This window comes from Paraglaciecola sp. 2405UD69-4, assembly GCF_047525415.1.
Lineage (GTDB): Bacteria > Pseudomonadota > Gammaproteobacteria > Enterobacterales > Alteromonadaceae > Paraglaciecola.
Genome location: NZ_JBLIXM010000006.1, coordinates 133074 through 156237, shown reverse-complemented (window position 1 = coordinate 156237; position 23164 = coordinate 133074). Strand labels below are relative to the sequence as shown.

The following is a 23164-nucleotide window of genomic DNA, read 5'->3' as shown; positions in this document are numbered from 1 at the left end:
ACAATGAATTGAGGCCGCACTTGAGTTTAGGAATGAAAACACCAAACCAAGTGCATAAAAAAGACCAGGAGCAAAAGCTACTGGCCTTCAATTAAAACCGTCAACGTATTTTAGGACGGGACAAACATAAAAGATGAATCAATAATAAGTTACAGGGGAAATAAGGTGGCTGGAGAAACAAATTTAAAGAAACTTTTAATGTCTATGTCCCCCCAATTATTGCCCGAAGAATACGTATTTTGTTCAGTAGAAGGGCGCTACGGAGACTTTCAAGAATTAAATCCGTTAGCTGTTTATCAAGAGTCTGAAGGTCTAACTTTAGTTTTATTGGCTAAAACTGCGAAAGCACACAAACTACCATTTGAATCTGTATTTAAAGGTATAACGCTAACTGTACATTCGAGTTTAGATGCTGTTGGCTTGACGGCTGCAGTGGCGACTAAACTTGCTGAAAAAGGCATAAGCGCAAATGTTATTGCTGCCTATTACCATGATCATATTTTTGTTCAGGCAGAAAAAGCCGAGTTAGCTATGGCTGCATTAGGTGATTTTGCTGCTTAATCGGTTTATTTAGCCCATTTTAGGCATAAAAAAGCCCGCTATTTATAAGCAGGCTTTTGGTTAGCTCTACGTTAGTAGTGCATTTAGTTAAATATTACTTTACCTCTTCACCCGCTGCTTGTTTGTCAGCATGGTAACTTGAGCGAACCATAGGGCCACAAGCTGCGTGAGTAAACCCTAGTTCTTTAGCGATACCATCGAGCTCATTAAACTCGTCAGGATGCACATATCGCTTTAAAGGGAAGTGATGTTTACTCGGCTGTAAATATTGCCCAAGCGTTAACATTTCTACATTATGTGAGCGTAAGTCCTTTAGTACCTCAGCTATTTCGTGTTTGTCTTCGCCCATTCCCATCATTAAGCCTGATTTAGTTGGGATATCAGGGTGTTGCGCTTTGAACTTTTTGAGTAAGTCTAAAGACCATTGATAATTAGCTCCGGGGCGACATTCTCTGTATAGGCGAGGTATTGTTTCTAGATTGTGATTGAAAACGTCTGGTGGACTTTTCTTTAATATTTCTAGTGCTCTATCCATACGGCCTCTGAAATCTGGCACCAACACCTCTATTTTAGTTGAAGGGCTGTGTTCACGGATTGCTTCGATACAGTCAACAAAGTGTTGTGCTCCGCCATCTCGTAAGTCATCCCTATCAACTGAAGTGATAACAACGTATTTCAACTTCATTTCGGCTATAGTCGTCGCTAGTTTTAGGGGCTCCTCAGCACTCGGTGGTAATGGTTTACCGTGCGCTACATCACAAAAAGGGCAGCGTCTTGTGCATATGTCACCCAAAATCATAAATGTTGCCGTGCCGTGATTAAAACATTCAGCCAAGTTAGGGCAGCTTGCTTCTTCACAAACGGAATGCAATTTGTTTTTGCGTAAGGTCTTTTTAATATGGTCAATTTTATCTGTACTACTAGGTAGACGTATCTTGATCCAATCAGGCTTACGCAACATCTCTGCCTTTTCTGTAGGCATAATTGTTATTGGGATATGTTTAACTTTTTCATCATCCCGAAGTTTTACTCCGGCAGCAGGGCGAGCGTTAGTCATCAAAACCTTCTCTGTATGTTTTTGCATCTATACCTATTAAGGTACATAACTGATTTGTTATTTTAGGACCCGCCTCATTCAATGAGGCGGGTCCTTTTAATGTGGCACTATCTATCATTTCGAGCCCAGCATAGCCGCAGGGGTTTATACGTTTAAAAGGGCTTAAATCCATATTTACATTTAAAGCTAAGCCATGAAAGGAGCACCCTTTACGGATACGCAACCCAATAGAGCATATTTTCCTTTCCTCGACATACACTCCTGGGGCGTCAGCTTTAGGGTAAGCATTTATGTCATACTCTTGTAGAGTCTTTACCACACACTCTTCTAAGGCTGTGACTAGCTGCCTAACCCCTAATTTATTACGCTTCATGTTAATCAATACGTACATCATTTGCTGGCCAGGACCATGGTAGGTTATCTGTCCGCCTCTATCTACTCGCACCACTGGAATATCACCAGCAAATAGTAAATGCTCTTCTTTACCTGCTTGGCCTTGTGTAAATACAGGCTCGTGCTCTACTAACCAAATTTCGTCAGCACTGCTATTATCTCTATTATTTGTAAAGTCTTGCATAGCCTGCCAAATGGGCAAGTATGGCTGCCTACCTAGTTGTCTGACTATTAAATTACTGGTCGTTTGATTAATGATATCCATATATTTTTGTATGCAATTTACAATACAACACGTACTAAATCTATCTTAGCCAGTTCTTTATATATTGTTTCCATATGATCTTTACTCGTCACTCTGACACTTAGTGATATAGAGTGATAGTTACCTTTTGAACTAGGTTTTACCTTAGGTGTATAGTCACCTGGTGCATGTTGCTGTAGACAAGCTATGACATGTTCTGGCAAAAGAGGATCTGCGATCCCCATAATTTTGAACGTTTGTTGGCAAGGAAAATCCAGCAGTTGATCAAATTTCGTATCCATTATTCTAAGCCTATTTTAAGTTTAGCAAAGTCAATCAAACGGTCGATTAAGCCACCTTCTTTAACTTCTTGCAATGCTACTAGAGGATATTCAGCTATGTCTTCACCTTCTATTTGCAAATAAAGTGTACCGACGACTTCACCTTTAGCTAGTGGCGCTTCTAGGTTCTTCTCTAATTTGAAATTTGCTTCTAACTTTTTACTCTGCCCACGGGGGATGTTAATTGGTGTGTCTTCTAAAATTCCTAAGTCTACTGTCTCTTTGTCACCCATGTAAATTCTGTGGGATACAAAGCTATCGCCGGCTTTGTATGGGGTAATTGTTTCAAAAAAGCGGAAACCATATTTAAGAAGTTTTTTATTTTCTACTTTACGAGCACGTTCACTATCAGTACCCATAACAACAGATATTAAACGCATATCTCCTTGGGTAGCTGACGTTATTAAGCTGTATCCAGCGTCTGATGTATGGCCGGTTTTTATACCGTCAACGTTTAAACTTTTATCCCACAATAATCCGTTGCGGTTATATTGTTTGATATCGTTGTAAGTAAATTCTTTTTCCGCATAAAGTGCATATTCTTCCGGAACATCACGTATAAGGGCTGCAGATAATTTCGCCATATCTCTGGGAGTAGTGTAATGGTCAGCATCGTGTAAGCCGTGACTATTTACAAAGTGGGTGGAAGTCATTCCTAGTTTTTGAGCATGCATATTCATCATAGTAGCAAAAGCACTCTCACTGCCTGCAATATGCTCAGCCATAGCCACACAGGCATCGTTACCAGACTGTATAATAATGCCTCGGTTCAGGTCCGCAACAGATACTTGCTTGCCTACTTCGATAAACATTTTTGATGAGTCTGGAAAGTTTTTAGCCCAAGCGTTTTCAGAAATGGTTACTAGGTCTGTTTCGCTAATATTTCCGTTAGCTAATTCTTGACCAATAACATAACTTGTCATCATTTTGGTTAAACTTGCAGGTGGTATTTGAATGTCTGCATTTTGCTCTGCAATAATTTTATTGGTTTGGAAGTCCATCAACACAAAGCCTTTAGAGGCGACATTGGGTGCAGGTGGAATAACTACTGCGGCGGAAGAAGGAAATATACATAAACATATTGCCATGCCACTTAAAAGAGAACTGAAAAAAGTTTTAAAATTACGCATTAAACTACCATTTTTGAATTAAATTTATAACATGACTGCCATTTTCTATAAGAATACGGCAGCTAAAATTTGAGCTGCAATATATCACTTTAAGCGTTAAATTACTGCTTAACAAATAACTATTTACCAATAAACCTATATTTATTGACCATAAATTTTGTAAGCACCGGGGTAACCATTGCTTTTTAGATGGGTGAGTAACTCTAGGGTTTCTGCATCGTTTTTCAATGGCCCAATTCTTAACTTAAACACTTGGTTTTCTTGTACGCTTTTATATGGCTTTTGATACAAGGTTTGAAGTGCTGTGCCTATATTTTCTATTTGAGATTTATCTTTAAGTGCGAGTACCTGAATATAAATATCTGTAGTTACGACACTTGAATCCTCTGAAAGGTCCCTAATAGTTTGTGTGCCTACTGTCATTTGACCATTTTGGTCAATGTGGATCACGTCAACTTTGACATCACTAACACCAGTTCTGAGCATGTCCAATTTTAATGCGGCGGCATATGAAAGATCAATAAGGCGGCTGTTGTGAAATGGCCCTCTGTCGTTAACCCTTACAATGGCTTGTTTGCCATTTTCTAGATTAGTTACTCGTACAAAAGACGGTAGGGGCAGAGTTTTATGGGCCGCAGACATTTTGAACATGTCGTACGTCTCGCCATTTGCCGTTAAGTGGCCGTGGAATTTTTGTCCATACCAGCTGGCTTTCCCTGTAGAGCTATAACCTTTACCCGTTGCCATTGGTTTATAATTAACACCTCGAACCGTATAAGGGCGTAAATTGGCTGGTGCATAGGGCTCGTATTTGGGTTTTTCATCCTGTGTGGGGATGTGCTTTGGTACAACTTCTGGTGGTGTATCATGCGCTTGCTGGTAGCGTCCTTTATTTTGAGCGCAGCTACAAACAATGACAGATAGCATCATCAGAGATAAGGGAAATATACGGTTCATAACTAAGTTAGGATAAATCAGTTAAATGAAGTTATAAATGCATTCCATGTTTTAATTGTTCACTAAATTGAAATACTGCCATTGCATATAAAGGGCTGTGATTATATCGGGTTATGACATAAAAATTTTTGAGCCCAACCCAGTATTCATTCGTGTCTGGTTGTTTAAACTCAAATAATTTTACAGACGTATCCGCTGGCAACTGGCGATCAATTAGCGAAATGTTCGCATCTGTTAATTGATGCCATTGGTTTTCATATTTCAATGATTTTTTAAGTAATGGCAGATACTCTTTGCCTACTACATTTGCTTTAAACGCAATGTCTTGTCCTTGTTGCCAGCCGTGTTTTTTAAAGTAATTGGCAACACTGCCAATAGCATCCACCGGATTATTTAATAAATCTCGGACACCATCATTATCAAAATCAACTGCATAGTGACGATAACTTGATGAAATAAACTGTCCCCAACCCATGGCGCCTGCGTAAGACCCTTTTAAATCAGTTATTTCAAAGTTCTCTTCTTTAGCCAATATAAAAAGTTGCACTAGTTCGCTTCGAAAAAATTTGCTCCTTGGAGGGTAATGAAACCCCAGTGTTACTAAGGCATCCAAAACAGAGTAGTTACCCTTGTAGGTACCATAAAATGTTTCGACCCCAATGATGGCCACTATAATTTGTGCGGGCACACCGGTTTCACGCTCGGCTCGTTCTAAGGTGGTTTTATGTTTTTGCCAGAATGCTAAGCCTTTATTGAGGCGTTTTTCTGTGAGGAAAATTGGGTAGTACTGATGCCAAGGTTTTGCTTCCCATGGTTTAGCAATAGAGGTTAATATTTTTTCATTTTTTGTAGCTTTATTTAATACACCCTCAACGAATGCGCGGTCAAACTTATGAGTTGTCACCATTTTATCTACAAATTCTTGACGGAGAAGCTCAGGGGATGACTTTGCACTAGATGCAAAAAACACACAGGTTAAGATTACTAATTGAGCCAAAGTCTTCATAAGTTTCCTTGCAGATAGGTTCTTGTTTTTTATAAAAATAGTTTACGGTAAACGGTTTTATTCTAGTATTAAACTCTAGACATAATACGTTTTTGGGTACTGATTGCCATCAATATTCCAAAGCCTGCTAGAAGCGTTACCATTGAAGTTCCACCATAACTTACTAAGGGTAGGGGAACACCTACTACTGGTAGTATTCCAGATACCATGCCCATATTAACGAATACATAAACAAAGAAGGTGAGGGTGATACTGCCAGCTAATATTTTGCAAAAGGGGTCTTGTGCATTAACGGCTATTAGCATTCCTCTAATTACGATAAAAGCGTATATTGCCAACAAGCCCACAACTCCCCAAAAGCCAAACTCTTCACTGAAAACTGCAAAAATAAAGTCTGTGTGCCTCTCAGGTAAAAACTCCAATTGTGATTGGGTCCCTTGAAGCCAGCCTTTGCCATGAGCACCACCGGAGCCAATGGCTATTTGAGATTGAATAATATGATAGCCTGATCCAAGAGGGTCGCTTTCAGGGTTTAAAAAAGTTAATACTCGCTGTTTCTGGTAATCTTTCATTAAGAAAAACCACATTATGGGTGTGAAAGCTGACACGGCAACAGCGACAAAAGAAATAAAGCGCCAGCTCATACCAGCTAAAAATAATGCAAACACTCCAGAGGTAGCGATTAATAGTGAGGTGCCTAAATCTGGTTGCCGAGCAATGAGCAGAGTAGGGACTGTCACTAAAGCAAAGCCAACTAATATCTGCCATAACTTTGGAGGCAAGTTAAAACGGCTAATGTACCAAGCGACCATCATAGGAAGCGCTAACTTCATAACTTCTGAAGGCTGAAAGCGAGTGATGCCTAAATCTAACCAACGCTGGGCACCTTTACTTGATACACCAATCACTAATACTGCAATCAACATGGCTATGCCGATTACGTAAAAATAGATGGATAATTTTTGATAGGCCATAGGGGGGATTTGAGCAACAACTAGCATTACAGTCAGTGCTATTCCCAAGCGGATAACTTGCCGTTGAATAAGCCCTAAATCTTGTCCTCCCGCTGAGTAAATGGTGACTAGCCCAACAGCCATCAATAGAAGTAATCCAGCCAGTAGAATGCCATCACAATGGATTCTGTTTAAAAAAGATGGCTGGTTAGACTCTAATTTTGTTCTTAACATTAGGTTACTCTCCCTCTGCTTGTGTTGGAGAGTTGGCGTTTGGATCTTGCCCGAGGTGTTCGATTACAGTGTGCTCAGGAAATATTCTATCTTTAAAAAAATTATCCATCATTATTCGAGCAATAGGAGCTGCTTGTGCGCCCCCATGACCTGCATTTTCCAATACTACTGACATAACTATTTCAGGTTTATCAAAAGGTGCGTAGCCTACGTACATGGCATTATCATGATTTTTCTTTGATAACTTAGTTGCATCATATTTTTCATCTTGCGCAATGGATACTAATTGGGCGGTTCCTGTTTTCCCTGCAGAAATGTAATGGGCGCCTTTAAATGCATTGCGAGCAGAACCTTTTCTATTAACAGTGCCGTACATAGCATCAAGTACCACATCCCAGTTATTCTCATTCTCAATATCGATAGGTCGTCTATCTTTTACTGGGTTTAACGTTATATTTCCTTGATTTATATTGCCTCTTATAACTTGTGGAATAAGGCGCTTTCCTTTATTGACTAAGGTGGTAATCGCTTGTGTTAACTGCACCGGTGTTGTTGTCCAATAACTTTGACCAATACCAATATTGATTGTATCTCCAATATACCAAGGGCGATTGTAGAGTGCTTTAATAATGCCTCTGCTTGGCATAATGCCATCCGCTTCTTCGTGCAGATCAATACCCGTGTAATCTCCAAATCCAAATTCGCTCATGCTTTCACTAATACGGTCTATGCCCAACTTATAGGCCATATCGTAAAAGTAAATATCACAGGAAACTTCAATAGCCTTGGTTACATTTACTAATCCATGGCCCCAAGGGTTGTGATCCCGCCACACTCTAGCCACATTTTTTAATTGGTATTTCCCATAGTCATTAATTTCGGTCTCTGGTGTAATGACTTTAGCTTCTAGTCCGGCTAAGGCTAGTAGAGGTTTAACTGTGGATGCCGGTGGGTATTGTCCTTGTGTCGCGCGATTAAAAAGAGGCCTGTCTGATTTCAGTAACTTTTTGTAATTTTTACTACTTATCCCATGTACAAATAAATTTGGGTCATAGCTTGGGCTACTATAAAGAGCTAAAATGCCGCCGTCTTTCGGATCCATGGCAACTATTGAACCCCTCTCACCAGCAAAGGCTTTCTCTGCTGCTAGTTGTAGTTCAACATCAATATTTAACACAATATCTTGCCCTGGTACTGGAGGACTAAAATCTAATGTTCTGATGATGCGACCTTGGTTATTGACTTCAACTTCTTGAAAGCCTACTTTTCCATGGAGTAATTCTTCGTGATATTTTTCTATGCCGCGTTTGCCTATATCATAAGTGGCAGCATAATTTGCCTCAAAGCCTGCTTCACTCAATTTTTGTAAGTCTTGTTTATTTATTTTCGCCACATAACCTAGTACGTGGGTAAGGGCACTTCCGTAAGGGTAGTATCTAGCTAAACGTGCCTCAATAGACACTCCTGGGTACTGGTGCTGTTTGGCTGAAAATATTGCAACATCTTCGGAGGTTAAACGGTTGAGTAAGGTGACTGGTTTAAATCGCCTATTACGTTTTAACTCAGTATGAAATTGTTCAATAGTATCGTCATCGATATTGAGTAGGGTACTTAATCTGGCTAAGGTTAAATTAAGGTCTTTAGTTTCTTCAGGAATGACTTGTAAACTAAATACCGGGCGATTTTCAGCTAATAGAATGCCGTTTCTATCATAGATAAGCCCTCTGTTTGGGGCTACAGGTAGTACTTTAATCCGGTTTCCATTTGAGCGGGTTTGGTAATCATCATAGCTATTAATTTGTAGATAATACAAGTTACTCAAAACTAGCGCTATCATGGCAAAAACAACTAATATTCCTATTAGCGAGCGCCAAGCGAATAGGTTCGCTTCTGCTGCATGATCTTTTATCAGAATACGCTTTGAAGGCAAGATTATTCTCTATGATAAGGGTGGTTGTTATTGATAGACCAAGCTCTGTATAGGCTTTCAGCTACAATAACGCGAACCAAAGGGTGCGGTAATGTCAGACTAGACAAAGACCATTTTTGTTCCGCAATTTTTATACATTCTGGTGCTAAGCCTTCGGGGCCACCAATCAATAGGCTGACATCTCTACCGTCCATAAGCCAGTTTTGCATAGTTTTAGCTAATTTAGGTGTATCCCAAGGAGCGCCATTAACCTCAAGAGTAACGACTCTATTACCTTTAGGAATAGCTGCTAAGGTGAGTTCGCCTTCTTTTTGGAGAATACGTTTTATATCGGCGTTTTTGCCTCGTTTGCCAGCAGCAATTTCTGTTAATTGAAGGGGCATATCTGCAGGAAAGCGACGGCTGTACTCAGTGTAACCTTGTTCTACCCAGGCAGGCATTTTCATACCCACCGCAATTATTTGGATCCGCACGAATGCTAACTCCTTTGGCTATCCCCAGAGCTTTTCCAATTGGTAGAAGTCTCTGGCATCATCTTGCATAACATGAAGAATTACATCACCTAGGTCCACAAGAACCCAGTCACCCGTTTCTCGCCCTTCAACACTAAGGGGAGCAATACCAGCTTTTTTAGCTTCTACAATGACATTCTCTGCAATAGATACTACATGACGTTTAGAATTACCTGAGCAGATCAACATGGTTTCTGTAACAGATGATTTTTCTGCTACATCTAAGTCCATAAAGTCTCTAGCTTTTAGGTCTTCTGCTTTTGAAATAACAAAGGCTTTAAGTTGTTCGAGATCCAATGAGTTTCCTTAAGGTTAATTAGTTAAATATAGTTAATTATCGGGTAGTTTAGCAGATTTTACCGGCTTGCTGATAGAGCTTATGTTGCTGTATATATTGATTGATGCTACTCGGTAACCATTTTTCCACTGAATTACCATTAGTTAACATCTTTCTAATGGTACTTGATGAAATAGTTAAGGGAGTTGTATTAGCGACAAATATATTTCCAGCAAGGCTTTGATGTAAGCTTAATGGATCATTAACCTGCCTTTGCTGTAATAAAATTTGTAACTGCTCATTATGTGTTTTTGAGTTGAGTACCTGCTTAATATCATCACTTTCTCTTTGACACACTATAAAATGACATAGTTCAAATAGTCTCTCCCAGTTATGCCATTCAAATATATTAACTAATGAATCTGTACCAATAAAAAAGCATAATGGAGTGTTAGGGAATTTGGCGTTAAGCTCACTAAGCGTATCAATGCTATAGGTTGGCTTGTTTCGATTGATATCTAAAGGCTCTGGATAAAAAATGGGATATTCTTCACAGAGTATCTTGGCCATATTCAACCTATGTTCACTTGATGCTGTTGCTGCGCTTTTATGAGTTGGAACATAGCAAGGTGTGAGGGCAATTTTATCAATTTTTGCTATCTCTGCAGCCTCAAGTATTGGAAAAATATGGCCATTGTGAATGGGGTCAAAGGTTCCACCAAAAATACCTAATGGAGCTTCAATTAATCTTTTTGAGCCCGACATTGGTTACTCGATACCATATTCTAATGGTAAATCTTGTAACGAGTAGGGCATAAACATCAGGCAAAGGTGGCACAACTCTACATAAGGCCGTACCACTTGAGTTTGTTTTATTGCTACATCAAAAGCAGCTAATTTTTGCTGCAGCGAGGCCATATTATCTAGAGTTAGCCTTTGCAGTGCCCTTTGATATAAAGGCTGGCGGCTTTTCCAAATGCGGTATTGGTTCCAATTAATGCTTTTGCCTAGTTTCCTGTCAAATAAAATACTCTGTAATGTTTGCCATTCTTTAGTTAATGCCCAAGCAACTATAGTTGGCTCTACGCCCTCGCTTTCTAGTCGATATAACATTTTTACTGTTTTGCGAGCATCGCCAGAGAGCAAGACGTCAACAAGGTGAAATACGGTAAAACGAGATTGGTCGACTACAGCTTCTTTTACTTGCTCTAAGCTAGGAGTTCCAGCTGGGTATAATAATTTTAGCTTTTCAATTTCTTGTTTTGCAGCAAGTAAGTTTCCTTCACAGCACTCAACCAATAATTGAGATATTTGCGGTGAACTTTGAAAGCCACTGTCTAGCAGGTTCTTGTTAATCCACTGGTGTAAAGCGTTACCCTCTAAAGGGTAGCAGGGAATATACACTCCATATTTGTCTAGAGCTTTAAACCATTTGGTATTTTGAGTGCCTTTATCAATTTTTCCGCCATGGATAATTAAAAGCACATCTGGATTTATGTTGTCAGTAAGTGAGTTTAAAACTTTACTGCCTTCAGCACCTGGCTTACCAGTGGGTAATTCAAGTTCTATTACTTGCCTGCTAGAAAACAAAGATAGGGTTTGTGTTGCTTCAAGTAAGGTGTCCCAATTGAACTGGCTATCGACCACTAAAGATTGTCGTTCATCAAAGCCTTGGCTCAGCGCTGTTTTTCGTAGTTGTTCAATACACTCTAATTTTTGCTGAGGCTCTTCGCCGAATACTAGGTAAAAGGGTTTAAGCTCACTGCTTTGGTTTAAATTAAAGCGGTTAGGGTAAACTTGCATTATTGACTTTTGACTTGCTGCCAGCTTGTATAGAAACTGGCTAACTGGTTAATAATACGAGCAGCGGCAGTTTGGCGCATTTCTTTTTGAATGAGATCTAGTTCTCTTGATTTAGCCAGCACTGCGTCTGGATCATCCTGATACTCTCGGGTGACATCAAACTCTTGAAGTTGCGGCTCTTCATTTGGGAATTGGATTAAATATTTTATGGTATACACCAATTCATATTCTGCCACTTGACCAGTTGAAAATAGAGAAAGTAACCGTCTTTCGAGTTGATCTGATTTGATATACACCCTCGCATCAATATCATCTCTAGTGATATTTTCTTTGAGGTGACTATCGAAGACTTCAATATTAAAGCCTTCTAACTGATTACGCAGGTTTCTGTATAAGGGAGTGTTTTTTTGCTCAGCTGTTAATTCAAGTTGTTTTATATTTGAAGGCAAATTGTAGTCGCCACGCAACTTGAACCCACAAGCAGATAAAAACAATGACATCACAACTGTTAGTATTAAAACTCTCCCAAATTTCAGATTCATAATAATTAGTTTGCTACCAAGTTAAGTAATCTGCCAGGTACATAAATTACCTTACGGATAGTTTTACCATCAGTATGTTGCTGTACGTTGTTTTCAGCTAACCCTAGGGCTTCTACTTGCTCTTTGGTCGCGTCAGCTGCAACTGTGATCTTCGCTCTAACTTTTCCGTTTACTTGAACAATCACTAGCTTTTCGTCTTCAACCATAGCTTCAGCTTCGGCAACAGGCCAAGGCGCGGTTTCTACTTCATTACTGTGGCCTAAGTCTTTCCACATTACATGACAAATATGAGGGGCTATAGGCGCTAGTAATAATACAAGTGTGTCTATGCCTTCTCGTAATACAGCTAAATCTTGAGCATCTTTTTGAGGGGCTTTTTGTAAATGGTTAAGAAGCTCCATTGTTGCAGCAATTGCTGTGTTAAAGGTTTGGCGACGGCCCACATCATCCGTTACCTTTTCTATGGTTTTGTGTATAACACGTCTTAATTTTTTCTGTTCGCCAGTTAAGTTTGCTTTATCAAGGGGAGCAATATCTCCAGCTTCAACATTTTCTTGTACTAACGTCCAAAGGCGTTTAACAAATCTATGGGCTCCTTCTACACCTGAATCAACCCATTCTAGTGTTTGTTCTGGTGGAGCTGCAAACATGGTGAAGACTCGAATAGTGTCAGCACCATACAAATCAATAACCTGTTGTGGGTCTATTCCATTGTTTTTAGACTTCGACATTTTAGTCATGCCGCCATGTATGACTTCTTTACCATCTGCTTTAAGTACTGACTTAATTATACGGCCTTTGTCATCCTTCTCACTTTCAACATCTGCTGGTGAATACCAGGTTTGTTTACCTGCTGCATCTTCTCTATAAAATGAGTCGGCTAGCACCATGCCTTGACATAATAAGCGTTTGTATGGCTCGTCTGATTCAACTAAACCTTCATCGCGCATCAACTTATGGAAAAAGCGAGAATATAAAAGGTGCAATATTGCGTGTTCGATACCACCAACATATTGGTCGACAGGTAACCAATAATTGGCTTGCTGCGGGTCTAACATAGCTTGATCGTTTTGAGCGCTACAATAACGAGCGTAATACCAAGACGATTCCATGAAAGTATCAAAAGTATCTGTTTCACGTAGGGCAGGCTCGCCATTAAAGTCAGTTTTAGCCCATTCTGGGTCTGCTTTAATTGGAGATACCACACCATTCATTTGAACATCTTCAGGCAACTCAACAGGAAGCTGATCACTAGGTACTGGTACAGACTCTCCATTTTCGAGATTCAGCATAGGAATTGGACTACCCCAATAACGCTGACGGGATACCCCCCAGTCTCTTAAGCGATAATTAACTTTTTTCTGACCTTTGTTTTCAGCTGCAAGTAACTCGGCTATTTTGTCGAATGCTTCGCTAGAATTAAGGCCGTTGAAATCAGCAGAATTAACCAAGGTACCTTTTTCAGTAATTGCCGCTTGAGATAAATCGTCTCCCTCTTGTGAGGCGATAACTTGTTTTATCTCTAGGTTGTATTTAGTGGCGAATTCCCAATCTCTTTGGTCGTGAGCAGGAACAGCCATAACTGCTCCAGAGCCATATCCCATCAATACAAAGTTCGCTACCCAAACTGGTACTTTTTCGCCAGTAAGAGGGTGTATCGCGTAATAGCCAGTTGCACAGCCTTTCTTTTCCATGGTGGCTAGTTCAGCTTCAGCAACTTTGGTGTTTTTGCATTCATCTACAAAAGCAGCAAGTTCGCTATTAGATTTTGCCGCTTCTAATGCTATGGGATGCTGGGCAGCTACTGCCACATAGGTGACACCATAAAGGGTATCCGGACGAGTGGTATACACATCAAAGTTCCCTTGACCAGCAACTTCTTGCTCTAATTCAAAGGTGATTTCAACGCCTTCTGAACGTCCGATCCAGTTTTTCTGCATCGCACGAACTTGTTCAGGCCACTCTTCGAGTTGTTCTAAATCAGATACTAGCTCCTCAGCATAGTCTGTGATTTTTATAAACCACTGGGGTATTTCTTTTTGTTCTACTATTGCACCAGAGCGCCATCCACGTCCGTCTATAACCTGTTCATTTGCAAGTACAGTGTGGTCTACAGGATCCCAGTTGACTGTTGCGTTTTTCTTATACACTAAGCCTTTTTCAAATAGGCGAGTGAAAAACCACTGTTCCCATCGGTAGTATTCTTTTTTACAGGTTGCTACTTCACGATCCCAGTCATAACCAAAGCCTAATGATTTCAGCTGGGTTTTCATGTAATCGATATTTGAGTAAGTCCATTTAGCAGGGGCGGTATTATTATTAATTGCGGCATTTTCTGCTGGTAAACCAAACGCATCCCAACCCATAGGTTGTAATACATTTTTCCCTAACATACGCTGATATCGGCTAATTACGTCGCCAATGGTGTAATTACGAACATGACCCATATGCAGTCGACCACTTGGATAAGGGAACATGGATAAACAATAAAACTTCTCTTTATCTGCTTGCTCAGTGGCTTTAAATGTTTCTTGGGTTTCCCAATAGGCTTGAACCTCTTTTTCGATAACTTGAGGTTGATACTGTTTTTCGGCCATTAAATAGGTTCCATGTCGCTGGGTCATTTAGGTCAAGTGACCTAGGTATGATTATTGAAAAAATTAGCTAGCTAGAATACCTTAGCGGCTTAGTGAGTAACAATAGTAAAATCCGCTTTTATCAGGCTAATTCATAACTTTTTATTGATATTCGGAATATCGGTAATTAACTGTTTGAATTTTACCCGACTATTATGCCTTGTTAGTGCAGTTAACTAATACGTTTACTAGGTTAACCTTGTTGGTTTGACTTAGCATATGACAGTTTTTGTTTAATTATTATTCACTAGGTCGTATAACAACACGTATCTGTTTGACAGCTAGTTAATTACGGGTTTCACTACTTGATAATTATCTTTTCAGTCGGCGTTTTATTTTTATGCAAAGTAACCACGCGTTAACTCTTCAGCAATTAACTGCAAAACCTAGCAGAAGGCTTATCAATAAAGCCCTGAAAGACCAAAATGCCTTAAACTCAACATTTATCGGGCAGGAAAGAGCCCGTGAAGCACTTGCATTTGGTTTAGGTGTGGCTGCTAGGGGGTACAACTTATATGTTATGGGTGAGCAAGCGACAGGAAGGTTTACTTTAGTTCATGAGTTTATTGATAAATATGTAAATAAAACATCCACTCCTGATGATTGGTGTTATATCAATAACTTTGAAGATGAGAGAGAGCCGTTTTCTCTGAGATTACCAGCAGGTGAAAGTAAAAAGTTAGCTAAAGATCTGGGGCACCTAATTGATGAGTTACTAGATACCTTCCCGGCGGCCTTTGATAACCCTGGATATCAACGCAAAAAAGCAGCCATAACCCGTGAATTCGATCAAGGCTACGACAAAGCTATTGCCGCTGTTGAACAGGAAGCTCAAAAGCAAGGCATAGCCATGTATGAAGAGGGAGGGGCGATTACGTTTTCTCCTATTATTGATGGTAAGCCTATAACTGATGCCGACTTTGCCAAAGTATCAGAAGAAGAGCGGCAAGTTTTTTACGAAATTATTGATGAACTTGAAGATACCCTAAGTGAGGCTTTAATTGAGCTTCCTAAGTGGAAACGTGCTACAGCAGAGCGACTAAGAGCGTTAAAAAAAGAGACTGCAGAACAGGGGATAAAGCCACTGTTAAAAGACTTAGAGCATCAATATACAGCGGACTTAGGGATTTTAAAATTTTTACGTCAACTTAAACCCCACTTAGTGGAAACGGTTGTTGAAGTCTTAGCTGATGATAAAAAAGATGACAAGCATGACGAATACGATAAGCGCTCTATATTAGAAGAGCAATACTTACCAAATATATTAGTCTCCCATACCATAAATAGCGGTTCGCCGGTGATTTATGAACCTAATCCTACCCATCAAAATCTATTCGGTAGAATAGAATACACCAATGTCCAAGGCTCGGTATTTACCAATTATCGCATGATACGCCCAGGTGCCATGCATAAAGCTAATGGTGGCTATTTATTGTTAGATGTAGATAAGTTAATTGATCAACCATACGTATGGGAAACCTTGAAACTTGTTTTAAAGTTTGGGCGACTAAAAATGGATTTACCTCAGCATGATGTAGGTATGGTGAATTCAATAACCCTAAATCCCCAACAAATACCGATAGATGTAAAAGTTGTTTTATTAGGTTCTAGGGATTTGTATTACACCTTGCAGGATTACGATGATGAGTTTTATGAATTATTCAGGGTATTAGTTGATTTTGATCATGAAATTCCTTTAGACAAAAAAACATTGTTTGATTTTGTAGGGCGGGTAAGAAATCAGGTAACAAGCTTAGGTCTTGAAAGTATCTCAGCTAAAGCAATGTATCGCCTAGTGGAATATAGCCTGAGATTAGCAGAGCACCAGCAACGATTATCAGCACGTTTTTCTGACGTAATTGAGTTGCTCCACGAGGCGGAGTTTTTTTGCAGGCAACAGCACAGCCTTGAGTTAGACGTCAACCATATTGAAGCTGCATTATCTGCAAAAGAGCATCGTACAGGCCGAGTAAGTGAAGCTGTATTAGATGACATTAAGCAAGGGCAAATACTGATTGCCACTGAAGGTGTGGATGTTGGCAAGGTAAATGGGTTAACGGTATTAGAAGTGGGGGACAGTATGTTTGGCACACCTGCTCGCATAACCTCTACTGTATACGCTGGAGCCAATGGTGTTGTTGATATTGAGAGAGAGGTTGAGTTAGGCCAGCCTATACACTCAAAAGGGGTCATGCTTTTAACTGGTTATTTGGGTTATAAATATGCACAGCTGTTTCCTCTAACATTATCTGCAAACATAGCCATTGAGCAATCCTATGGACATATAGATGGCGATAGTGCTTCGTTGGCTGAACTAGTGGCTCTTATCTCTGCACTGACGAGTATTCCTGTCCGTCAGGACTTTGCGATTACAGGTTCGATTAACCAATACGGGCAAGTGCAGTCTGTTGGTGGCGTAAATGAAAAAATAGAAGGTTTTTTCAAGTTATGTGAATACAGAGGCCTAACTGGTAACCAAGGAGTAATAATACCTAAATCTAATCAAGTAAATCTTATGTTAGATAAAAAGGTTTTGGCAGCAGTTAAAGCTCAAAAATTTCATGTGTATGTGGTGGAGACTGTGGATGAGGCCTTAGCTTTGTTAATGGATAAAGAAGTAGGGGAGCTAAATAGTAGAGGCCGTTACCCTAAAACCTCTATTAATTACATGGCTGTAACTAGTTTATTAAATATTGCCAATATTGTGGCTGGGGCTGATGACGAGTAGTCTCAGCAATGCTTAACCATTGGTGATTTGTCTTAATGTCCTCAGACTTTTATCAAGTCCGTAATTAAAAATAGTAAGGTTAAAGATATTATGAAAATAGCAAAAGGCTCGGTAGTTCAATTTTTATATAAAATTAAAGATACTGATGGCAAAGAATTAGAGTCTAATTTTGATCAAGAGCCAATAGCTTACCTTCATGGCTACAATAACATGATGGTGGGAGTTGAAAAGTCTCTAGAGTCTATGGAAAAAGGTGATGAAATAGAAGTAGAGCTTGAGGCCGCTGAAACTTATGGTGAATTGCAAGCTAACAGTGAGCAACGCGTGCCCATCAAGCATTTAGTTAGTTCTGATAAAAAAGTAAAATGGAAAGCAGGGATGACTGCAGTAGTAAATACTGAACAAGGCCATAGAGAAGTCACCATTTTAAAGGCTGGTAAGTTTATGGTGACCATTGATACAAACCATCCATTTGCAGGTAAAACCTTACTATTTGAATTAAAAGTAGTAGACGTTAGGGCGGCCACCGATGAAGAAATTGAGCATGGTCACGCACATGGCGTTGGCGGTCATCATCATTAGTTTGGGTAAAAATAATAAAATATGATGCCTGCAGGCTGTTGCTAAACGCTTTTAACTCTTAATTACGGTTTTTGACTTAATCCATAAGCCTCTAAACCCGTACTGAAAATAAAAGCGTTTGTTTTGCTCGCTATTTATATGCTTAAAAAGCCGCAGCCTGTAATTTTTCTCTTTGTGCAAACACCTTCAATGGATGTTTATTTTTTAGGTAGTTCAATCTTCTTTTCGTCACTTGGTTTATACATGACTAAAGTGTGACCGATTGCTTGTACCTTTATCGCGCCAGATTCACGAATAATGGCATCCATAATTAAGGTTTTTTCTTCTTTGTCATCTGTTGGCACTTTAACTTTAATCAACTCATGATGATTAATTGCGCCTTCAATTTCGGCCATTACGCCTTCAGTTAGGCCATTATTGCCTAGTTGCACGACAGGTTTAAGAGTGTGAGCTAAGCCTTTTAAAAACTGCTTTTGTTTGTTTGATAAGGTCATTGATAGTATTTCTTAAAAATTTATTCAAGATGAATGGTTGAAAAGCGCTATTCTAGCGCCATCTCACTGTTATTCCTAATTAGAATGCAGTTTAGAGCAAGGAAAAGATAAATTACTGCTTATAAGCTTTTTTTGTTTATCGTTTGGTCGATGAATAGTAGAGGTGATAGTGGCAGGTTGAGCTCAGGTTATAATTAACTATTTTTAGTTAGCTGCAGAACAATATTGGCATTAGCCTCGTAAAGATAACACAACCAAAGTGTGGCTAAGTAACACGGATGTGATGTTTTATCCGAAACATAAGGTGAGAGAATTGGGGATAAGTTTGATTTAAGGGGTTTATCAAGCTTTATTAAGTTATGGGTATGGTTTACAAGGCTCGCTCTCAGATAACTTTATCTGGTAGCGGCAAGAAACAAATTATAGTAGTCTGCTGATATACAGGTTAGACAAAACAGAATTGTAATTTTAGAGGTTATATAACTTGAGCGACATGGCAAAAAATTTAATCTTATGGCTGGTCATCGCTGTCGTATTGATGTCGGTTTTCCAAAATTTTTCATCAAATGATTCCAAAGCGGTTTCGACAGATTACACTCATTTTCTTCGAGACGTCAGTAATGGGGTCGTTAGCAGTGCCACCATAGATAGAAATACCGGTGAAATACAAGGTGTTAAAAGAAATGGTGAGTCATTTACTACCATCATTCCTTATACTGATTTAGCGCTTATGGATGAACTAATCGAAAACAACGTTGCTGTTTTTGGTAAGCCACCAGAGGAATCTTCATTATTAACATCTATTTTCATTTCTTGGTTCCCTATGCTGTTGCTAATTGGGGTATGGATATTTTTCATGCGCCAAATGCAAGGCGGTGGCGGCAAAGGCGCAATGTCCTTTGGTAAAAGTAAAGCTCGTTTATTAGGTGAAGACCAAATAAAAACCACATTTGCTGATGTGGCTGGGTGTGATGAAGCCAAAGAAGATGTAACCGAATTAGTTGATTTTTTAAGAGACCCAAGCAAGTTCCAAAAACTTGGTGGAAAAATCCCTAAAGGGGTCTTGATGGTTGGTCCTCCAGGAACAGGTAAAACCTTACTTGCTAAAGCTATTGCTGGTGAAGCCAAAGTACCTTTCTTCAGTATTTCTGGCTCAGACTTTGTTGAAATGTTTGTTGGTGTTGGTGCATCTCGTGTACGGGACATGTTTGACCAAGCTAAAAAATCTGCGCCTTGTATCATTTTTATCGATGAAATCGATGCTGTAGGTCGTAAGCGTGGTGCTGGACATGGCGGTGGTCATGACGAAAGAGAGCAAACATTAAACCAGATGTTGGTAGAAATGGATGGTTTTGAAGGCACTGAGGGTATTATTGTTATTGCTGCGACTAACCGTCCAGATGTACTTGACCCAGCATTGTTAAGACCTGGTCGCTTTGACCGCCAAGTAATGGTTGGTTTACCTGATATTCGCGGTCGTGAACAAATTCTTAAGGTCCATATGCGTAAAGTACCTTTAGGCGATAACGTTGAGGCATCTTTAATTGCCCGTGGTACTCCTGGTTTCTCTGGTGCTGATCTTGCTAATCTAGTAAATGAAGCTGCTTTATTTGCTGCACGTACTGATAAGCGTGTGGTAAGTATGGACGAGTTTGATAAGGCAAAAGACAAAATCATGATGGGCTCAGAGCGCAAGACCATGGTGATGTCAGAAGAAGAAAAAACTAACACTGCATACCATGAAGCTGGTCACGCAATCGTTGGTCGATTAGTGCCTAAGCACGATCCAGTATATAAGGTATCAATTATTCCTAGAGGCCGTGCCCTAGGTGTAACTATGTATTTACCTGAACAAGATAAGTACAGCTCATCTAGAGAAGAGTTGGAATCACGTATTGCTACCTTATTTGGTGGACGTATTGCTGAAGAAATTACTTTAGGCGAAGCTGGGGTTACAACCGGTGCGTCAAATGATATTGAGCGGGCGACAGATATAGCTCGTAAAATGGTAACTCAATGGGGACTTTCTCCTAAGATGGGACCTATCAACTACAAAGATGATGAAAACGAGATGTACATGGGGGCAGCGCCTTCACCAATGTCCGCTGAGACTTCTCGAGACATTGATGCTGAAATTAGATTATTAATTGATAGAAACTATGCTCTTGCTGAGAAGATCCTAAAAGAGAATATGGATATTTTAGAAGCGATGAAAGATGCGCTAATGAAATATGAAACCATTGACGCAAAACAAATAGATGATTTGATGGAACGCAAAGAAGTTCGTTTACCTGCAGAGTGGGTACGTGACGGAAAGTCTGATGATTCAAATAAACCATCTGGTGGGGCTACAGTCGCTCCAGAAGATAATAAAGAAGAGTCAAAAGAAGACAAGCCAAAACCTAATGTTGGCAAGCCTGGTGATGCTACACATTAATTTCAAGTCAGTATTAAAAACGCTTTGCTGCTAGTGCATCAAGGCGTTTTTTTGTAGATACAGCTACCGTTTTTTAGAGATGTATTTTTATGTGGTTTAAAGATAAATTTATAGATTTATCGCAACCCCGCGTCATGGGGATCCTCAATGTTACTCCTGATTCTTTTTCTGATGGTGGCAGCTTTAGTGGTATAGATAATGCCTTAAGACAAACTGAGCTTATGTTACAAGAAGGAGCTGACTTTATTGATGTTGGCGGTGAGTCTACTAGGCCAGGTGCAGAATACGTATCATTGCAACAAGAGTTAGACAGAGTCATACCTGTAATTGAATCAATAAAGCAAAGGTTTGATACTGTTGTTTCAGTTGATACCAGTAAAGCCCAAGTGATGTCAGATGCAGTCAATGCAGGTGCAGGTTTAATTAATGATGTAAGAGCACTTCAAGAAGAAGGTGCACTAGAGGCAGCAGTATTGGCACAAGTACCAGTTTGTTTGATGCATATGCAAGGGCAACCAAGGCAAATGCAACAAAACCCTATGTATGACATGGTGACTGAAGATGTTTTAGTATTTTTAAGACAGCGAATAGCTAAATGTGAAAGCGCCGGTATTAGTTTGGATAAAATTATCGTAGACCCAGGCTTTGGCTTTGGGAAATCTCTTGAACATAATTATCAATTATTGGCAGAGCTTTTACAGTTTAAAGCATTAGAAGTACCAGTCTTGGTAGGGATGTCTAGAAAAAGTATGTTGGGTAAGTTGTTAAATAGAGATATTGAACAACGTTTAGCCGGTGGAATTGCCGTGGCTACTATAGCAGTGCAGCAAGGTGCCAATATAGTTAGAGTACATGACGTTAAAGAAACAGTAGATGCAGTTAAAGTTGTAGCTGCATTGAACGCTTACAGGAAGAAGTAAAATGGGCGATAGAAAGTATTTTGGTACCGATGGTATCCGTGGAAAAGTTGGTGAGAGCTTCATCAATCCTGAATTTGTAATGAAATTAGGTTGGGCAGCAGGAAAAGTGCTAGCCAACACAGGTACAAATAAAGTACTGATTGGTAAAGACACTAGAATTTCAGGTTATATGCTTGAGTCAGCACTAGAGGCAGGTCTGTCAGCCGCCGGCATTAATATTGGGTTATTGGGTCCAATGCCTACACCTGCTATTGCTTACCTAACTAAAACCTTCCGCTCTGAAGCAGGTATTGTGATCAGTGCCTCTCACAATCCTTATTATGATAATGGTATTAAGTTTTTCTCTGCAGATGGTATGAAGTTAGATGATGATATTGAAGCTGCTATCGAAGAACAGATGGATAAACCTATGGAGTGTGTAGCTTCAGATAAACTAGGTAAGGCGATTCGTATTGGGGATGCTGCAGGCCGATATATAGAGTTTTGTAAAGGTAACTTCCCATCCGAGTTATCCTTAAAAGGTTTAAAAATCGTGGTTGATTGTGCTCATGGTGCAACTTATCACATAGCACCCAATGTACTTAGTGAGCTAGGCGCCGAAGTTATTGAGCTTGGTACTAATCCAAATGGCTTGAATATCAACCGCGATGTTGGTGCGACTTCTATGAAAGCAATAACCGAGTGTGTGCTTGAAAATAAAGCTGATTTAGGTTTTGCATTAGATGGTGATGGCGACCGAATTATGTTGGTTGATAATAAAGGTAATATCATCGATGGCGATCAAATTGTCTACATGATCGCTCGAGATACCTTAAAGTCAGGCCGCCTTAAAGGTGGGGTGGTTGGTACTGTCATGAGTAACTTAGGGTTAGAAGTGGCGCTAGCTACATTAGGGGTACCTTTTGTGCGTAGTGCAGTGGGTGACAGATACGTAATGGAGCTACTACAAGAAAAAGGTTGGTCTATTGGTGGAGAAGGCTCTGGGCATGTTTTAAACCTAGCGGCTGCATCTACTGGTGATGGGATTATTGCAGGATTACAAATATTAGCCGCTATGTTAAACGCTGATATGACACTATATGAATTGAGCCGAGGAATGGTAAAGTACCCTCAAACCTTAATTAATGTTAGATTTGAGGAAGGTAGTACGCCATTAGAGAATGAGCTGGTGCAAGCAGCAGTCGTTGAAGCTGAAACCGCTCTTGAAGATAGAGGTAGGGTATTGTTACGTAAAAGCGGTACTGAACCACTTATTCGAGTAATGGTAGAGGCGAATGATATGCAAGATTCAGCGTCCTGGGCAGAACATATTGCCGATGCTGTGCGTAAAGTGAGCAAATAAACTGTTATCATTCCTATAAGCTTATAAGTCCCTTGTATAATTTCGTTGGGTTGGTTAATATCTCGCGCGCTTTTTTATTGGCGCT

General features: G+C 39.8%; 21 protein-coding genes. 6 read left to right on the top strand and 15 right to left on the bottom strand.

Features of this window, described 5'->3' with window-relative positions; all coding sequences use genetic code 11:
• Nucleotides 1-165: 165 nt before the first annotated feature.
• Entirely contained in the window at nucleotides 166-561 is a 396-nt protein-coding gene (locus ACMUMK_RS17180) for an ACT domain-containing protein (protein WP_414702380.1), read from the top strand.
• Nucleotides 562-655: 94 nt separating this feature from the next.
• Here the strand turns inward: ACMUMK_RS17180 and lipA are convergent, their stop codons facing one another.
• From lipA to leuS, 14 genes are all read right to left on the bottom strand, one after another.
• Complete coding sequence (lipA, locus tag ACMUMK_RS17175) at nucleotides 656-1618, bottom strand: lipoyl synthase (protein WP_414702385.1); 963 nt, start codon at nucleotides 1616-1618, stop codon at nucleotides 656-658.
• A complete protein-coding gene (gene lipB / locus ACMUMK_RS17170; RefSeq protein WP_414702379.1) occupies nucleotides 1611-2276 on the bottom strand; it encodes a lipoyl(octanoyl) transferase LipB in 666 nt (221 codons plus the stop codon). Before lipB ends, lipA begins: the two co-directional genes overlap by 8 nt.
• Nucleotides 2277-2293: 17 nt before the next feature.
• Complete coding sequence (gene ybeD / locus ACMUMK_RS17165; RefSeq protein WP_414702378.1) at nucleotides 2294-2557, bottom strand: DUF493 family protein YbeD; 264 nt, start codon at nucleotides 2555-2557, stop codon at nucleotides 2294-2296.
• Complete coding sequence (locus tag ACMUMK_RS17160) at nucleotides 2557-3726, bottom strand: serine hydrolase (RefSeq protein ID WP_414702377.1); 1170 nt, start codon at nucleotides 3724-3726, stop codon at nucleotides 2557-2559. The genes ybeD and ACMUMK_RS17160 overlap by 1 nt, the downstream gene beginning before the upstream one ends.
• 141 nt (nucleotides 3727-3867) lie before the next feature.
• Nucleotides 3868-4683 carry a septal ring lytic transglycosylase RlpA family protein gene (locus ACMUMK_RS17155; protein ID WP_414702376.1) on the bottom strand — a complete coding sequence of 272 codons (816 nt, stop codon included), beginning with the start codon at nucleotides 4681-4683 and terminating at the stop codon, nucleotides 3868-3870.
• Nucleotides 4684-4714: 31 nt separating this feature from the next.
• Nucleotides 4715-5689: a lytic murein transglycosylase B gene (gene mltB / locus ACMUMK_RS17150; RefSeq protein WP_414702375.1), complete on the bottom strand. Its 975-nt coding sequence runs from the start codon at nucleotides 5687-5689 to the stop codon at nucleotides 4715-4717.
• Nucleotides 5690-5757: 68 nt separating this feature from the next.
• Entirely contained in the window at nucleotides 5758-6876 is a 1119-nt protein-coding gene (gene rodA, locus ACMUMK_RS17145) for a rod shape-determining protein RodA (protein WP_414702374.1), read from the bottom strand.
• A gap of 4 nt (nucleotides 6877-6880) precedes the next feature.
• The gene (gene mrdA, locus ACMUMK_RS17140) at nucleotides 6881-8806 is read right to left on the bottom strand and encodes a penicillin-binding protein 2 (protein ID WP_414702373.1); all 1926 of its coding nucleotides are present in this window, start codon (nucleotides 8804-8806) and stop codon (nucleotides 6881-6883) included.
• A 2-nt stretch (nucleotides 8807-8808) separates the two neighbouring features.
• On the bottom strand, nucleotides 8809-9279 hold the full coding sequence (gene rlmH, locus ACMUMK_RS17135) for a 23S rRNA (pseudouridine(1915)-N(3))-methyltransferase RlmH (RefSeq protein ID WP_414702372.1): 471 nt from the start codon (nucleotides 9277-9279) through the stop codon (nucleotides 8809-8811).
• A gap of 18 nt (nucleotides 9280-9297) precedes the next feature.
• Nucleotides 9298-9615 (bottom strand): ribosome silencing factor, encoded by a 318-nt coding sequence (gene rsfS / locus ACMUMK_RS17130; RefSeq protein WP_414702371.1) that lies wholly within the window; start codon nucleotides 9613-9615, stop codon nucleotides 9298-9300.
• 49 nt (nucleotides 9616-9664) lie between these two features.
• The gene (nadD, locus tag ACMUMK_RS17125) at nucleotides 9665-10360 is read right to left on the bottom strand and encodes a nicotinate-nucleotide adenylyltransferase (RefSeq protein ID WP_414702370.1); all 696 of its coding nucleotides are present in this window, start codon (nucleotides 10358-10360) and stop codon (nucleotides 9665-9667) included.
• A gap of 3 nt (nucleotides 10361-10363) precedes the next feature.
• Nucleotides 10364-11398, bottom strand: a complete 1035-nt coding sequence (gene holA / locus ACMUMK_RS17120; RefSeq protein WP_414702369.1) for a DNA polymerase III subunit delta — start codon at nucleotides 11396-11398, stop codon at nucleotides 10364-10366.
• Nucleotides 11398-11940 carry an LPS assembly lipoprotein LptE gene (gene lptE, locus ACMUMK_RS17115; protein WP_414702368.1) on the bottom strand — a complete coding sequence of 181 codons (543 nt, stop codon included), beginning with the start codon at nucleotides 11938-11940 and terminating at the stop codon, nucleotides 11398-11400. The genes holA and lptE overlap by 1 nt, the downstream gene beginning before the upstream one ends.
• 5 nt (nucleotides 11941-11945) lie before the next feature.
• The gene (gene leuS / locus ACMUMK_RS17110; RefSeq protein WP_414702384.1) at nucleotides 11946-14537 is read right to left on the bottom strand and encodes a leucine--tRNA ligase; all 2592 of its coding nucleotides are present in this window, start codon (nucleotides 14535-14537) and stop codon (nucleotides 11946-11948) included.
• 379 nt (nucleotides 14538-14916) lie between these two features.
• Here leuS and ACMUMK_RS17105 point away from each other — a divergent pair, with 379 nt between their 5' ends.
• Together ACMUMK_RS17105 and ACMUMK_RS17100 are read left to right on the top strand one after the other, a co-directional pair.
• Complete coding sequence (locus ACMUMK_RS17105; RefSeq protein WP_414702367.1) at nucleotides 14917-17304, top strand: Lon protease family protein; 2388 nt, start codon at nucleotides 14917-14919, stop codon at nucleotides 17302-17304.
• Nucleotides 17305-17394: 90 nt separating this feature from the next.
• The gene (locus ACMUMK_RS17100; protein ID WP_414702366.1) at nucleotides 17395-17886 is read left to right on the top strand and encodes an FKBP-type peptidyl-prolyl cis-trans isomerase; all 492 of its coding nucleotides are present in this window, start codon (nucleotides 17395-17397) and stop codon (nucleotides 17884-17886) included.
• Nucleotides 17887-18083: 197 nt separating this feature from the next.
• Here the strand turns inward: ACMUMK_RS17100 and yhbY are convergent, their stop codons facing one another.
• Entirely contained in the window at nucleotides 18084-18380 is a 297-nt protein-coding gene (gene yhbY / locus ACMUMK_RS17095; protein WP_414702365.1) for a ribosome assembly RNA-binding protein YhbY, read from the bottom strand.
• A gap of 493 nt (nucleotides 18381-18873) precedes the next feature.
• Here yhbY and ftsH point away from each other — a divergent pair, with 493 nt between their 5' ends.
• From ftsH to glmM, 3 genes are all read left to right on the top strand, one after another.
• Complete coding sequence (ftsH, locus tag ACMUMK_RS17090) at nucleotides 18874-20817, top strand: ATP-dependent zinc metalloprotease FtsH (protein WP_414702364.1); 1944 nt, start codon at nucleotides 18874-18876, stop codon at nucleotides 20815-20817.
• An 89-nt stretch (nucleotides 20818-20906) separates the two neighbouring features.
• Nucleotides 20907-21737, top strand: a complete 831-nt coding sequence (gene folP / locus ACMUMK_RS17085) for a dihydropteroate synthase (RefSeq protein ID WP_414702363.1) — start codon at nucleotides 20907-20909, stop codon at nucleotides 21735-21737.
• Between the two features lies 1 nt (nucleotide 21738).
• The gene (gene glmM, locus ACMUMK_RS17080) at nucleotides 21739-23079 is read left to right on the top strand and encodes a phosphoglucosamine mutase (protein WP_414702362.1); all 1341 of its coding nucleotides are present in this window, start codon (nucleotides 21739-21741) and stop codon (nucleotides 23077-23079) included.
• Nucleotides 23080-23164 lie beyond the last annotated feature (85 nt).